15 protein-coding genes are annotated in these 14545 nt (G+C 68.9%); 3 read left to right on the top strand and 12 right to left on the bottom strand.

From position 1 onward, the window contains the following. Positions 1-124 precede the first annotated feature (124 nt). From ASF76_RS16625 to dapE, 3 genes are all read right to left on the bottom strand, one after another. Positions 125-295 carry a DUF3117 domain-containing protein gene (locus tag ASF76_RS16625; RefSeq protein ID WP_074615842.1) on the bottom strand — a complete coding sequence of 57 codons (171 nt, stop codon included), beginning with the start codon at positions 293-295 and terminating at the stop codon, positions 125-127. A gap of 90 nt (positions 296-385) precedes the next feature. Then, positions 386-1606, bottom strand: coding sequence for a hypothetical protein (locus ASF76_RS04515; RefSeq protein ID WP_156459147.1), 1221 nt, complete (start codon positions 1604-1606; stop codon positions 386-388). Further along, on the bottom strand, positions 1603-2679 hold the full coding sequence (gene dapE, locus ASF76_RS04510) for a succinyl-diaminopimelate desuccinylase (protein WP_055953671.1): 1077 nt from the start codon (positions 2677-2679) through the stop codon (positions 1603-1605). Before dapE ends, ASF76_RS04515 begins: the two co-directional genes overlap by 4 nt. A gap of 44 nt (positions 2680-2723) precedes the next feature. Here dapE and dapD point away from each other — a divergent pair, with 44 nt between their 5' ends. After that, positions 2724-3644, top strand: coding sequence for a 2,3,4,5-tetrahydropyridine-2,6-dicarboxylate N-succinyltransferase (dapD, locus tag ASF76_RS04505; RefSeq protein WP_055953668.1), 921 nt, complete (start codon positions 2724-2726; stop codon positions 3642-3644). A 100-nt stretch (positions 3645-3744) separates the two neighbouring features. Here dapD and ddaH read toward each other — a convergent pair whose 3' ends face one another. The 7 genes from ddaH to ASF76_RS04470 form a co-directional block, all read right to left on the bottom strand. Beyond that, positions 3745-4506: a dimethylargininase gene (gene ddaH / locus ASF76_RS04500; RefSeq protein WP_055953665.1), complete on the bottom strand. Its 762-nt coding sequence runs from the start codon at positions 4504-4506 to the stop codon at positions 3745-3747. 269 nt (positions 4507-4775) lie between these two features. Beyond that, entirely contained in the window at positions 4776-6074 is a 1299-nt protein-coding gene (locus ASF76_RS04495; protein WP_082484867.1) for a citrate synthase, read from the bottom strand. 273 nt (positions 6075-6347) lie between these two features. Further along, positions 6348-7451 (bottom strand): succinyldiaminopimelate transaminase, encoded by a 1104-nt coding sequence (dapC, locus tag ASF76_RS04490; RefSeq protein ID WP_055953662.1) that lies wholly within the window; start codon positions 7449-7451, stop codon positions 6348-6350. A 3-nt stretch (positions 7452-7454) separates the two neighbouring features. Continuing rightward, positions 7455-7775, bottom strand: coding sequence for a ferredoxin (gene fdxA / locus ASF76_RS04485; protein ID WP_055953658.1), 321 nt, complete (start codon positions 7773-7775; stop codon positions 7455-7457). 52 nt (positions 7776-7827) lie between these two features. Beyond that, positions 7828-8226 carry a hypothetical protein gene (locus tag ASF76_RS04480; RefSeq protein ID WP_055953655.1) on the bottom strand — a complete coding sequence of 133 codons (399 nt, stop codon included), beginning with the start codon at positions 8224-8226 and terminating at the stop codon, positions 7828-7830. Positions 8227-8317: 91 nt separating this feature from the next. Then, positions 8318-8632 carry an AzlD domain-containing protein gene (locus ASF76_RS04475; protein ID WP_055953652.1) on the bottom strand — a complete coding sequence of 105 codons (315 nt, stop codon included), beginning with the start codon at positions 8630-8632 and terminating at the stop codon, positions 8318-8320. Then, entirely contained in the window at positions 8629-9357 is a 729-nt protein-coding gene (locus ASF76_RS04470; RefSeq protein ID WP_055955293.1) for an AzlC family ABC transporter permease, read from the bottom strand. Before ASF76_RS04470 ends, ASF76_RS04475 begins: the two co-directional genes overlap by 4 nt. A 65-nt stretch (positions 9358-9422) precedes the next feature. On the opposite strand from ASF76_RS04470, the gene ASF76_RS04465 reads away from it, so the two are divergent. Together ASF76_RS04465 and ASF76_RS04460 are read left to right on the top strand one after the other, a co-directional pair. Continuing rightward, positions 9423-9974 carry a helix-turn-helix domain-containing protein gene (locus tag ASF76_RS04465; RefSeq protein ID WP_055953648.1) on the top strand — a complete coding sequence of 184 codons (552 nt, stop codon included), beginning with the start codon at positions 9423-9425 and terminating at the stop codon, positions 9972-9974. A 152-nt stretch (positions 9975-10126) separates the two neighbouring features. After that, positions 10127-10495, top strand: coding sequence for a DUF2200 domain-containing protein (locus ASF76_RS04460; RefSeq protein WP_055953646.1), 369 nt, complete (start codon positions 10127-10129; stop codon positions 10493-10495). 133 nt (positions 10496-10628) lie between these two features. On the opposite strand, the gene typA is transcribed toward ASF76_RS04460, so the two are convergent. Then, the gene (gene typA, locus ASF76_RS04455; protein WP_055953643.1) at positions 10629-12539 is read right to left on the bottom strand and encodes a translational GTPase TypA; all 1911 of its coding nucleotides are present in this window, start codon (positions 12537-12539) and stop codon (positions 10629-10631) included. 244 nt (positions 12540-12783) lie between these two features. Then, positions 12784-14538 carry a dipeptide ABC transporter ATP-binding protein gene (locus ASF76_RS04450; RefSeq protein ID WP_055953640.1) on the bottom strand — a complete coding sequence of 585 codons (1755 nt, stop codon included), beginning with the start codon at positions 14536-14538 and terminating at the stop codon, positions 12784-12786. Positions 14539-14545 lie beyond the last annotated feature (7 nt).

Here is a 14545-nt window from a genome sequence, read left to right as displayed (position 1 = left end):
CTCAACGACCCACGACGACCGGGTCAGTCGGAGCACGGATCGTCCGCCGAAACCGCGCAGCCCCTCGCCCCGGAAGACACGGAAGGCCGACCCCGAGGGGCCGGCCTTCGCACGTTGACGGTCGTCAGGCGGTGACGACGCCACCGAGGACGTCGTAAAGTTCTTTCGCCTCGGCATCGTTCACGGAGACGACGAGTCGTCCACCCCCCTCGAGCGGCACCCGCACGATGATCAACCGACCCTCTTTCACGGCCTCCATCGGTCCGTCACCGGTACGCGGCTTCATGGCTGCCATCGCGGCCCCCTTCTCATGATTGCTCTCCGACTAGTTTAGTCGGTCACCGGCGCAACCCGCCGTCAAAGGTCGTCACCGGACGTCGCGAGGTCACGGAATCTGCCAATACGTGTTCCCGAGGGCGTACATGTTGTAGATCCACCACCACTGTCCGACCAGGGCGAGGGCGAGCATTCCGAGACGCCATGGCAACGATCGCGGCACCGCAAAGGCGCCGAAGAGCGGCGACGCCGGCACGAGCAACCGGAAGACGCTGGACTGCGGGAAGAACACCAGCAGGAGATAGACGAGATAGCTCGCCGACCAGAGGCGCACCTCGATCCCGAGCTTCTTCACCTGCGGCAGCAGAAGCAGGCCCGCCGCGACGGCGACGACCAGCAGGAAGAGGAAGATGTAGCCCATCTCGGGACCGAGACCCCACTGCGTGAACCAGAAGCCCGCGGCCTTGACCCACCCGTCGACCGGTACGAACCCGCTCTCACCGCCCAACCAGTTGCGCCGCCAGGCGAGCTCGGTGGCGAGGTAGGCCCCCGGATCGCCGGTCACGACAGCGGCCAGCCACTGCCACGAGAACCCCACGAGGGTGGCCAGAGCGCCCAACGACACGATGTGCACCACGTCACGTGCGGGCAGCGCCTCGCTGCGTCGGCGGAGGAAGCGATGGATGCCATAGAGCCCGAGGAAGAGCGCGAAGGCCAGGATGCCGGGGCGGGTGAAGCCCATGGCCGGCACCAGGAGGTACAACCAGCCCCACCGTCGTCGCTGGACGCATCGGATGGACAGGAACAGCAAGAAGAGGAAGAGCGTCTCGGCGTATCCGACCTGGAACAGCGCGGCGAGCGGGCCGCACGAGAAGAGCACGACCGCCCACATCGCGGCATCCCCTCCGATGCGCTCCCGCAGCATTGCGTGCAGAATGACGCACGCCCCATAGCCCGCCACGAGCGAGACCACGACGGCGCCCGTACCCCACGACCCGAGGAAGAATCCGAGACCGGCCGAGAGATAGGCGTACAGCGGCATGAACGCCCAGGCGTTCTCGGCGATGTGACCGGCTTCGGCGAGCGGCAGCTGTGACGGGTACCCCGATACCGCTACCGTCCAGTACCACTGTGCATCCCAGCCGATGGCGAGATCCGACAGCGAGGGGGCGATCCCGAATCGGGATCCCTCGGTCGACAACGACGCCGCGAACAGGAAGAACGCCGTCGTGATCAGACGTGCGATCACGTAGACGATGGCGATCCGCGCCGCGACGGGAAGCCGCGTCCATGCGTTCGCGGTGGTGGTGATGGCGGCTGGAGCGGTCACGACGCGCTCAGCCAGGCGCGGAGCCCGCGTTCGACCGCGTCGATCTGCGCGACGGGGACGCGTTCCTCATCGTGGTGCGCGAGGTGCGGGTCGCCGGGACCGTAGTTCACCGCCGGGATGCCGAGCGCCGAGAATCGCGCCACGTCGGTCCAGCCGTACTTGGGTGTGGGCGTGGCGCCGACGGCATCCACGAATTCCTTCGCCAGGGGCGCGTCGAGCCCCGGGCGCGCTCCCTCGGCGATGTCGACGATGTCGACCTCGAAACCGGTGAACACGTCGCGGACGACGCGTGCGGCGCCCTCGGCGTCCCGGCTGGGAGCGAAGCGGTAATTCACCTCGACCTCGCACGCGTCGGGGATGACGTTGCCCGCGACGCCGCCCGAGATGCGCACGGCGTTGAGTCCTTCGCGGTAGACGAGTCCCTCGACCTCGATCTCACGGGCCCGGTACTCGGCCAGGCGGGCGAGGATGGGGGCGGCCTTGTGGATCGCGTTCTCGCCGATCCAGGAACGGGCACTGTGCGCACGCACGCCGTCGGTGCGGATGAGGGCGCGGAGCGTGCCGTTGCAGCCCCCCTCGACCTCGCCGTTGCTCGGCTCACCGAGGATCGCGAAGTCGCCCTCGAACAGGTCGGGGCGGTTGCGCGACAGACGCCCGAGACCGTTGAGCGTGGAGTCGACCTCTTCGTGGTCGTACCACATCCACGTGATGTCGACCGCGGGGTCGGTGAGCTCCGCGGCGAGCTTGAGCTGCACCGCGACGCCGGCCTTCATGTCGACGGTGCCGCGCCCCCAGAGGAACGCCTGTCCGTCGATCTCCCGGTCTTCGACGGGCAGGTTGCGGTTGATCGGGACCGTGTCGATGTGCCCGGCGATGACCACGCGTCGGCTGCGGCCGAGCGAGGTGCGCGCAACGATCGTGTCGCCGTCGCGAATGACCTCGAGGTGGTCGTAGGCGGAGACGGCGGCCTCGATGGCATCCGCGAGAGGAGTCTCGTCATCGGACACGCTGGGGATGTCGCAGATCGCCCGGGTCAGGTCGACGGACGAGGCGGTGAGGTCGAGCACGGGCATGCCCCCGATCATTTCACACGCGCCCGCGCCGGTAGCCTGAGGGTGTGAGCAACGAACGACGCATCAGCGCTGCCGGCCTCTCCACGCGGACCCTCGACGGAACGGTGCTCGACGCCTGGTTCCCGCGGCCGGTCCTCGGCTCCTCCCCCGACCTGGATGCCGAGAAGGCTGCGCTCGAAGCCTCCGCCGGCCCCGACGAACGACGCGCTGTCGTCGTCGAGACGGTGGCGCTGACCATCGACGCGGATGCTGCGCCCGCCTCCACCGTCGACGCCTATCTGCGTCTGCACGCGCTGTCGCACCTACTCGTGCGTCCGAACGAGATCAACCTCGACGGCATCTTCAGCCACCTCCCCAACGTCGCATGGACGAACGCCGGTCCTGTGCACCCCGACGATGCGGCGCGCCTCCTTCCGCTGCTGAAACGCCACGGCATCGAGGTGCAGGGTCTCGACAAGTTCCCCCGTCTGACCGACTATGTCCTGCCCGTGGGCGTACGCATCGCCGACGCGTCCCGCGTGCGCCTGGGCGCGCACCTCTCCCCCGGAACGACGGTGATGCACGAGGGCTTCGTCAACTTCAACGCCGGCACCCTCGGTTCCTCGATGGTCGAGGGCCGTGTGTCGCAGGGCGTCGTCATCGGCGACGGGACCGACATCGGCGGCGGCGCATCGATCATGGGCACGCTGTCTGGCGGCGGCACCCACCGTGTCTCGATCGGTGCGCGGACGCTCCTCGGCGCGAACGCGGGCATCGGTATCTCGCTCGGCGACGACTGCGTTGTGGAGGCGGGACTCTACGTCACCGCCGGCACCAAGGTGAAGATCGGTGACGAGACGCTCAAGGCCGGCGAGCTGTCGGGCCGCGACGGCATCCTGTTCCGTCGCAATTCCCTGACCGGCGCCGTCGAGGCATCCGCGAGAGCCGGCGTCGGCGTGACACTGAACGAGGCGCTGCACGCCTGACGACGCTGAACCCCTCCGAGGAACGCCTTCCGCCCGAAGAAACGCCCCCTCGCGGCGTGTCTTTGGGCGGGAGGCGTTTTTCGCGAACAGCGCGCCGATGTCAGTCGCGCAGGCGCACCGACAAGCAGGTGACGCAGCCCTCGAGCTTCTCGAACTCGCTGATGGCGACCGTCACGACCTCGAACCCGCGGCCGCGATGCGACGCGGCCGTCAGCGGGGCATCCGCCGACATCAGCACCGTGCGCTCGTCGAGCACGACCACCGCGGTCCCGTGCTCCTCCGCAACCGCCGCGAAGACGGGGAACAGCGCGGGGTCGTCGACGAGCGACTCGAACCCGATCACGGTGCCGTCCGGCAGCGCGGTCACACCCGACTTCAGGTGCAGCACCTTGGTCACGGGGATCTCTCGCACCTCCCAGCCGCGCGGCTCGACGATCTCGCGCAATTGCGCGATGCCCGCGGCATTCGACCGCGACGAAGCGCCCACGTAGACCGTGCGACCGACCTTGAGCACGTCTCCGCCGTCGAGCGTCCCGGGCGCCACGATCTCGGCGGTCTCGATTCCGGATGCCACGACACCGGCGCGCACCGTCTCGGCCTCGCCGCGGCGCGAAGCGGCGCCGGCTCGGCACAGCACGGCGAGGTCGCCGAACACCACCACGGCATCCTCCACGAACACCCCGTCGGGCTGGTCGTCGGCGGGGGCCATCTCCACGACGTCCCAGCCGAGCCCACGGAAGGCGTCGACGTAGGCGTTCCACTGCGTGAGCGCGAGCTCGGCGTCGACGGGGACCCGATCGAGGTGGGTGAGCTCGCCGTCGGCGAGCAGCGGCGAGGGACGACGAACGAGCAAACGCGGCATGCCCCGACCCTACTGCGCCGCCTCCCCGGCATCGGCCCGGCTGCTCGGCATCCACCCGATCGACCGTTCCGAGCCGCGCGCAATCGCCCCTCCCCCTCGCATAAGCGCGATTCCTGCGCAGAAACGCGCCGGCGGAGTGTTCATGGTGCGGAATCGTGTTTACGCGCGACCCCGGTCCCGCCCACGACGCCAAGCCCCGCTCCTCGGGTGGAGGGACGCGAAACGCCCCGCCCCTCGCGTGGAGGGACGGGGCGTCGTGGCGCGGCGTGTCAGCCGACGCCGGGGTAATTGCGCTCGGCGGCACCCGTGTACAACTGCTGCGGGCGGCCGATCTTGGTCTGCGGGTCGGTGATGGCCTCCCGCCACTGAGCGAGCCAGCCGGGGAGGCGACCGATGGCGAACAGCACCGTGAACATCCGCGTCGGGAAACCCATCGCCTTGTAGATCACGCCGGTGTAGAAGTCGACGTTCGGGTACAGACGACGCTCCTTGAAGTAGTCGTCTTCGAGAGCGATCTGCTCGAGCTCCTTGGCGAGGTCGAGGAGCGGGTCGCTGACGCCGAGGGCTTCGAGCACCTCGTCGGCGGCCTCTTTGACGAGCTTCGCGCGCGGGTCGTAGTTCTTGTATACGCGGTGACCGAAGCCCATGAGCTTGACGCCCGCTTCCTTGTTCTTCACGCGCTCGACGAAACGCTCGACGCTCTCGCCGGAGTCGCGCATGCGGCCGAGCATCTGCAGCACGGCCTCGTTCGCGCCGCCGTGCAGGGGCCCCGAAAGGGCCTGGATGCCGGCGGAGATCGACGCGAACTGGTTGGCACCGGTCGAGCCCACCAGGCGGACGGTTGAGGTGGAGGCGTTCTGCTCGTGGTCCTCGTGCAGCATCAGCAGCAGATCGAGGGCCTTCGTCATGACGGGATTGATCTCGTACGGCTCGCTCATGACGCCGAAATTGAGTTTGAGGAAGTTGTCGACGAAGCCCATCGAGTTATCGGGGTAAAGGAAGGCCTGCCCGATGCTCTTCTTGTGCGCGTATGCCGCGATCACCGGAAGCTTGGCGAGCATGCGGACGGTGTTGAGCTCGACGTGCTCGGGGTTGTGCGGGTCGGACTCCGACTCGTAGTACGTCGACAGAGCAGCCGTCGCCGCCGACAGCACCGACATGGGGTGCGCGGTCGGCGGGAGCGACGAGAACAAGCTCTTCAGGTCTTCGTGCAGCAGGGTGTGACGGCGGATGCGCTCGTCGAACGACGCGAGCTCGGACGCCGAAGGGAGCTCGCCGTAGATGAGCAGCCACGCCACCTCGAGGTAGGTGCTGTTCTTCGCGAGCTGCTCGATCGGGTAGCCGCGGTAACGCAGGATGCCCTGGTCGCCGTCGATGTAGGTGATGTCGGACTTCGTCGAGGCGGTGTTGACGAAGCCGTAGTCGAGCGCCGTATGACCGGTCTGCTTGGTCAGCGACGCCATGTCGATGCTCGGTACCCCATCGGTACCTCGCAGGACCGGGAATTCGGCGGTGGTACCCCCCACCGTGAGGGTGGCCTTGTCGTGCTGCGTACCCGCGTCGCTCACCGCGCCTCCTTGCGATTTCTGGTCGCCCGTGTGGTCGATAGCGGGGTCCGAGGTTCCCGCGTCACGTCGACCAATGGATGCCACGGGTGTGTCATCCGGGTCGGCACGCGCACGGATGGTGACCCGGGCACAGTGCTTTTACAGCCTAGTAGTCACGCTGACGTACAGACGACACCGCCAAAGGGTGCCCCCATCGAATGGAGGGATCCTCCTGCGCACGTCGCGCCGCGCGCGGGTGACTCCGCATCACCGGGACGCGCCGACGCGACGCCGCTACGCCCGGAGCCGCTCCGCCGCCGCGGCGATCCGCTCGTCGGTCGCCGTCAGCGAGAACCGCACGTGGTTCGGGTAGTGCTCGCCGTAGAAGTGTCCCGGACCGACCAGGATGCCGAGTTCAGCCAGGCGCTCCACGCTGTCCCACGCGTCGCGCCCCTCGGTCGCCCACAGGTACAGCCCACCCTCGCTGTGATCGATCGTGAAACCGGCTGCCTCGACCGCGGGCTTCAGCACCGCGCGGCGGCGGGCGTACAGCTCGCGCTGTGCGGCCACGTGCGCGTCGTCGCCGAGGGCGACGGTCATCGCCCGTTGCACGGGAGCCGGCGGCATGAGACCGAGGTGCTTCCGGCCGGTCAGCAGCCGCGCCACGAGCACCGGGTCTCCGGCGAGGAACGCCGCGCGATACCCGGCGAGATTGGACTGCTTGCTGAGCGAGTACACCGACAGCACATCGGTCAGATCGTCGCCCACGACGGCGGGGTCGAGCACGCTGGGCACGCGCTCGGTGTCCCACGGTGCGTCCCACCCGAGCTCGGCATAGCACTCGTCTGATGCCAGGACGGCGCCGATCGCGCGCGCCCGCGTCACGGCATCCTGAAGCTCATCGACCGAGAGCACCCGGCCGTCGGGATTGCCGGGCGAGTTGATCCACACGAGCTTGGTGTGAGCGGGCCACTCGGCCGGGTCATCGGATGCCACGGCCTCGGCACCCACGAGACGGGCACCGACCTCGTACGTCGGGTACGCGGCGCGGGGGTGCACGACGACGTCACCGGGACCGAGGTTCAGCAGGAGGGGCAGCAGCGCCACGAGCTCTTTGGAGCCGACCGTGGGGAGAACGTTCGCGGCCTCGAGACCGGGAACGCCGCGGCGACGGTGGTACCACTCGGCGATCGCCTCGCGAAGCGCCGGTGTACCGGCAGTCTGCGGGTACGAGTGCGCGTCGGTCGCGTCGGCCAGTGCCTCAGCGATGACGGCAGGAGTGGGATCGACGGGCGAGCCGATCGACAGGTCGACGATGCCGTCGAGGTGACGTCGAGCGCGCTCCGCGTAGGGGGCGACGGCGTCCCAGGGGTAGTCGGCGAGGTCGGCGACGCCCACGGCTCAGTGGCTCTGCGGGGGCAGCTGCGAGATGACGGGGTGATCCTTCGCGATCACGCCGACCTTGGCGGCTCCACCGGGCGAGCCGATGTCATCGAAGAACTCGACGTTGGCCTTGTAGTAGTCGGACCACTCTTCGGGCAGGTCGTCTTCGTAGTAGATCGCCTCGACGGGGCAGACCGGCTCGCATGCACCGCAGTCGACGCATTCGTCGGGGTGGATGTAGAGCGATCGTTCACCCTCGTAGATGCAGTCGACGGGGCACTCGTCGATGCAGGCGCGGTCCTTGACATCGACACACGGGAGGGCGATCACGTAAGTCACCCGCTCAGTCTAATCGCGCCGGGGAACCCGGCCCCGCAGCGAGGCCGGGTACCTAGGATTCGGCGGGGCGTTGAGCGGCGCGGAGCCGCGAGAAGTCGGGCCACATCGCCACGAGCACCATGAGTGCCGGACCCACGACCGTCCAGACCAGCGGAACCCACTCGGTTCCGGCCGTCGGAGCCGCGACGATCGCGGAGCCCCCGGGACCCACCTGAGAGAAGAGGTAGGTGGCCGCGGTGATCCCGAGGCCCCCCGCGAGGGCGTTGACCCGATCACCGGTGAGGGTGCGAAGCGCGACAAGCAGCGCGGCGCTTCCGACGGTCGCCAGGATCAGGCCGACCGGGACCGGCCCGACGAGGAACGCCTGGCCGACCGTTCCCGCCGAGCCGTAGAACGCGCCGATCAGGAAGGCGACGGCCCACCCGACGATCCGCAGAATCGTGGAGCTCACCGCGTCAGTCTAGGAGCGGACGTCGATGGTGAGGCTGGGAACAGCAATCATCCGGTGACGGCGTCCATCCACCGAGCAGCTGTCCGCGCGCTCATACCGCCCACCCCCACAGCCGCAGAAGCGCCGCCGTCACCGCCGCACCCGCGACGACGACGAGGAACGGCGCTCGCGCCCACAGCAGCAGCGCAGCCACCGCCACGGCGGGGAGTCGCGCATCCACGACGATCGCCGCACCCGCAGCGACGGTCTGCACCATCACGAGCGCGGCCAGCAGCGCCACGGTGAGCAGGTCGGCGATCCGGGCGGGACGTGGGGCGTCGAGCCACCGTGCGGGCAGCAGATACCCCACCGCCTTCAGCGCGACGCAGATGATGGATGCCACGAGCACCGCGGTCCACAGGGTCATGGCATCTCCTTCTCTTCCGGCGTCGCACCGGGGGGTGTCGACGGGCGACGCGGATCGAACAGTCCCACCGCCACGGCCACCCCGGCGGCGGCGATGACGGGGATGCCGGGCATGAGCCACGGCGTGAGGAGCGCGGCGACGACAGCGGCACCGGCGGCGACGGCCCAGGGTTGCCGCCCGCGCAGTCGCGGCCAGAGCAGCGCGAGGAACGCCGACGCCGCGGCGGCGTCGAGGCCGTAGGTGCGCGGGTCGCCCAGCACATCGCCCAGCAGCGCGCCGATGAGCGTCGACACGTTCCACCCCAGCCAGATGGCGATGCCGGTGACCCAGAAGCCGGCTTGGCGAGCACGCGGGGTGTCCTGCGACAGTCCCACCGCGACCGACTCGTCGATGGTGAACTGCGTCGCGGCGGCCTTGCGCCAGAACCCGCCCGCGACGATGGGGGCCATGCGCATCGCGTAGGCGGCGTTGCGCACGCCGAGCAGGGCGGACGACGCGATCGCCGCCGGAGCCGCGGCGAGCCCACCGGCCGCGATGACGCCGACGAAGGCGAACTGCGACCCGCCGGTGAACATCAGCAGGCTCAGGACGCAGGTCTGCCAGACATCGAGCCCTGATGCCACCGACAGCGCGCCGAACGAGACGCCGTAGGCGCTGGTCGCGAGGGCGACGGCGAGGCCCTGTCGCGATGCCACACCCTCGGGTGTTCGGTGAAACGAACGCATGGACATCATCGTGAACGACGCTGGGTTGTTCGTCAAGTCGAACGAACGGCAAGCATAATGAACACATGACGGATCTCGGCGACCGTATCGCGACGACCCTTCGACGCGAGCGTGAGAGGCGCGACCTCAGCGTGTCGGAGCTCGCCCGACGCGCCGGCGTCGCGAAGGCGACGGTGTCCCAGCTCGAGAACGGCGGTGGGAACCCCAGCGTCGAGACGCTGTGGGCTCTTGCCTCCGCTCTCGAGGTGCCGTTCGCGATCCTCGTCGACGAGGGGGTGCGCTCCCCCACCCTGATCCGCGCGGGTGAGGCGACCACGGCCGTGCCGTCGTCGGCATCCGACTATCTCGCCGTGCTGCTGTCGGCCAGCCCCCCGCACGCGCGGCGCGACATCTACCTGCTGAGCGCCGAACCGGGTTCACCACGGCTCTCGGACCCGCACCCCCGGGGCACGGTGGAGCACCTCGTGATGGTCACCGGCCGCGGCCGAGTGGGCCCCGTCGACGAGCCGTACGAACTCTCCCCGGGCGACTACCTGTCGTATCCGGGCGACGCCCCGCACGTCTTCGAGGCGCTCACACCCGGCATGAGCGCGGTGTGCGTGGTCGAGTCGCACTGACCCGCAATCCGCGCGCAATCCGCCGACCCCGCTGTCGAGTGTCCAAGACACTCCGCGTCGACGGGTCCGCACGCGGCGTTTCTCGGACACTGAGCGCTGCTCGGAGGCGGAACGGGTCGACGGGGGCGAGGAGGCGGGCTATCGTGCCGGGCATGTCCCGCATCTTCGGCGTCGCGTTCTCGGCCGTCTACCCGCTCTACATCACGAAGGTCGAGCGCAAGGGACGTACCAAAGACGAGTTGGATGCCGTGATCCGCTGGGTCACGGGCTTCGACGACGAGCAGCTCGCCCGGCACGCGGGCGGCACCACGACGTTCCGCGAGTTCTTCGACGAAGCGACGCTCAATCCCCGCGCCGACCTGGTCACGGGTGTCATCTGCGGCATCCGGGTCGAGGAGATCGAGGATCCCCTGATGTACCGCATCCGGGTGCTCGACAAGCTCGTCGACGAACTGGCGAAGGGACGGCCGCTCGCGAAGGTGCTCCGCGCCGACGCGAACTGCGCCCACACCACCCGTTGAGTGTCCAGAACACGCCGCGTCGCCGGCCGAGTCACGGCGTGTCGTGGACACTCAACTGTGGTGGGCGGCACGCGGAGACGGAACGGCCCCGCGCAGCGCGAGCTGAGCGGGGCCGTTCCAGAGGGAGCGACGCTTACGCGTTGGCATCCTGACGCTTCAGACGCGAGGCGGAGCGGCCGCGCTCGGTCGCGTCGAGCACGACCTTGCGGATACGAACAGCCTCGGGAGTGACCTCGACGCATTCGTCGTCGCGGGCGAACTCGAGGCTCTCTTCCAGCGTCAGCAGGCGCGGGGGCGTCATCGACTCGAAGGTGTCGGAGCTGGCCGCACGCATGTTCGTCAGCTTCTTCTCTTTGGTGATGTTGACGTCCATGTCGTCGGCGCGCGAGTTCTCGCCGATGACCATGCCTTCGTAGACCTCCTGCGTGGGCTGCACGAAGAAGCTCATACGCTCCTGCAGGGCGATCATTGCGAACGGGGTGACGACACCCATGCGGTCAGCGACGATCGAGCCGTTCTGGCGGGTCGAGATGTGGCCGGCCCACGGCTCGTAGCCGTGCGAGATCGCGTTGGCGATACCGGTGCCGCGCGTGGTGGTGAGGAACTCGGTTCGGAAGCCGATGAGACCGCGCGAGGGGACGACGAATTCCATGCGCACCCAGCCGGTGCCGTGGTTCGTCATGTTCTCCATACGACCCTTGCGGCCGGCGAGCAGCTGCGTGATCGCGCCGAGGTACTCCTCGGGGGAATCGATGGTGAGGTGCTCGAACGGCTCGTAGGTCTTGCCGTCGACCTTCTTCGTGACCACCTGGGGCTTGCCCACGGTGAGCTCGAAGCCCTCACGCCGCATGTTCTCGACGAGGATGGCGAGGGCGAGCTCTCCGCGGCCCTGAACCTCCCACGCGTCGGGGCGTCCGATGTCGACGACCTTGAGCGAGACGTTGCCGATGAGCTCGCGGTCGAGGCGGTCCTTGACCATGCGCGCGGTGAGCTTGTGGCCCTTGACCTTGCCCATGAGGGGCGAGGTGTTGGTGCCGATGGTCATCGAGATGGCCGGATCGTCGACCGTGATGGCCTTGAGCGGACGCACGTCTTCGGGGTCGGCGATGGTCTCGCCGATCGTGATGTCGGGGAAGCCGGCGATGGCGACGATGTCGCCGGGGCCGGCGTCGTCGGCCGGGTAGCGCTCGAGCGCACGGGTCTTGAGCAGCTCGGTGATGCGGGCATTGCTGGTGGTGCCGTCGGCGCGCACCCAGGCCACCGTCTGGCCCTTCTTCAGCGTCCCGTTGAAGACACGCAGCAACGCGAGGCGGCCGAGGAAGGGGCTCGAGTCGAGGTTGGTGACCCACGCCTGCAGCGGCGCTTCGTCGTCGTACGACGGTGCCGGGACATGCTCGAGGATCGCGCCGAAGAGCGGCTCGAGGTCGTCGTTGTCGGGCAGCGAACCGTCGGCCGGACGGTTCAGCGACGCAGCTCCCGCGCGGCCGGACGCGTAGACCACGGGCACGTCGAGCAGGGCGTCGACGTCGAGGTCGGGCACGTCGTCGACGAGGTCGGACGCCAGGCCCAGCAGCAGATCGTGCGCCTCTTCTTCGACCTCGGCGATACGCGCGTCGGGGCGATCGGTCTTGTTGACCAGCAGGATGACGGGGAGTTTGGCCTCGAGGGCCTTGCGCAGCACGAAGCGCGTCTGGGGCAGCGGGCCCTCGGACGCGTCGACGAGCAGCACGACACCGTCGACCATCGACAGGCCGCGCTCGACCTCGCCACCGAAGTCGGCGTGACCCGGGGTGTCGATGACGTTGATCGTCACGGGAACATCGCTGTGAACGCCCTTGTAGGTGATCGCCGTGTTCTTGGCGAGGATCGTGATGCCTTTTTCGCGCTCGAGGTCGTTGGAGTCCATCGCGCGCTCTTCGACGTGCGCGTGGTCACCGAACGAGCCGGTCTGGCGGAGCATGGCGTCGACGAGGGTCGTCTTGCCGTGGTCGACGTGCGCGACGATCGCGACGTTGCGGAGGTCAGGACGAAGGGCGTGCGCCATGGAGGGTCTCCAGGAAAATTCGGGGTGGCGCCCGGAATCGGGCCTGCCCAGTCTACCGGGCGCCCACGACACTCCCGGCAGGTGACGTTCAGGAATGGCCCGGGCACCCGGAAGGGCCGGAATCCCGCCCCCTCCACACGAGCCTGCGATCGCGAACGGGGAGGCGAATCCGCGCATCGCCCGAACGACCCGACGAACGAGAAGGGGCGGCGTCCGCGCGGGCGCCGCCCCTTCTCGGCACCGATCAGGATGCCGGAGTGTTCTTCAACAGCTCGTGACGCAACTCGCGGCGGGCGGCCTGCACCTCGACGTCGGGAACCGGAATCGCCGCGATGAGACGCTGCGTGTACGGCTCCTTCGGCGCGCGCAGGATTTCGTCGCGGGTGCCCTGTTCCGCGATCTTTCCGCGGTTGAGCACGACGATGCGGTCGGCCATGGCATCCACCACGGCCAGGTCGTGACTGATGAACAGGCAGGCGAAGCGGTGTTCTTTCTGCAGCTCGCTCAGCAGTTCGAGCACGCGAGCCTGCACCGAGACGTCGAGGGCGCTGGTCGGTTCGTCAGCCACGAGCAGACGCGGCTGCAACGACAGGGCGCGGGCGATGCCGACGCGCTGCTTCTGGCCACCCGAGAGCTCGTGCGGGTAGCGGTTGCGGTAGCTCCGCGGCAGGCGCACCTCGTCGAGGAGCTTCTCGACCCGGGCATCCAGCGCTGCGCCCTTGGCCTCGCCCGCCAGGAACAGCGGCTCGCCGATGGACTCCCCGATCGGCAGACGAGGATTGAGCGACGACGACGGGTCCTGGAACACGATGCCCACGCGGCGACGCAGCGACTTGACCAGCTTGCGCGATCCGCTCGAGATGTCGACGCCGTCGACGACGAGCCGGCCGTCGGCGATGGGCTGGAGGCCGATCGCGGCGCGTCCGATGGTCGACTTGCCCGAGCCCGACTCCCCCACGAGGCCGACGATCTCGCCCTCGGCGATCCCGAGCGTGACGTCGTCGACGGCGCGGAACGCGGCGACCCGGCCCTTCTTGCCGTATTCGATGGAGACGTTTTCGAGCTGCAGCACGGGATGCGCGATCTCGGGTGCTGCGGCGGCCAGCGCGAGGGCCTCGGTGCGCGCCGGACCTTCGGCGACCGCCGTGGCCAGGGCCTCCACCAGGTCGACAGATGACTCGCCCTCCAGCGTCTCGCCCAGGCGCGGCACCGAGGCCAGCAGCTCCTTGGTGTAGGCGTCCTTCGGTGACCCGAGAACCTGGGCCGCCGGGCCCTGCTCGACGATGTCGCCCGCCTTCATCACGACGATCCAGTCGGCGAGGTCGGCCACCACTCCCATGTCGTGCGTGATGAGCAGCACGGCGGAGTCGAGACGGTCGCGGAGGTCGCGGATGAGGTCCAGGATCTCCGCCTGCACCGTGACATCGAGCGCGGTGGTCGGCTCATCGGCGATCAGCAGGGCGGGCTCCAGGCTGATCGACTGGGCGATCATCGCGCGCTGACGTTGTCCGCCGGACAGCTGATGCGGGTACGACGCGAACGCCTTCGCCGGGTCGGGCAGCCCCACCATCTCGAGCAGTTCGAGCGCTCGCGCCTTGGCCTGCGTCGGGGCGATGGTGGTGTGGGCGCGGAGCGCCTCGATGATCTGCGAACCGACGGTGAGCACCGGGTTCAGGGCCGTCATGGGCTCCTGGAAGATCGCCGCGACCTCGGGACCGCGCAGCTGCCGCATCTGCGCGGTCGACAGCCCGGTCACCTCGCGACCGTTCACCTTGATGCTGCCGGTGACGCGACTGTTGCGCGGGAGGAGGTCGAGCACGGCCATCGAGCTGACGCTCTTGCCCGAGCCGGACTCTCCCACCACCGCGACGACCTGCCCGCGCGCGATCGAGTAGGTCAGGTGCTTCGCCGCGGGGACCCATACGTCGTCGACGGCGAAGTCGACGCTGACATCGGCCATCTCCAGGGCGGGGATGCCGGACTTCTCGGTCGTGCTCATGAGATTG

The sequence above is a fragment of the Microbacterium sp. Leaf151 genome, from assembly GCF_001424225.1.
Classification (GTDB): Bacteria; Actinomycetota; Actinomycetes; order Actinomycetales; family Microbacteriaceae; genus Microbacterium.
This window is presented reverse-complemented; position numbering and strand designations above follow the sequence as displayed.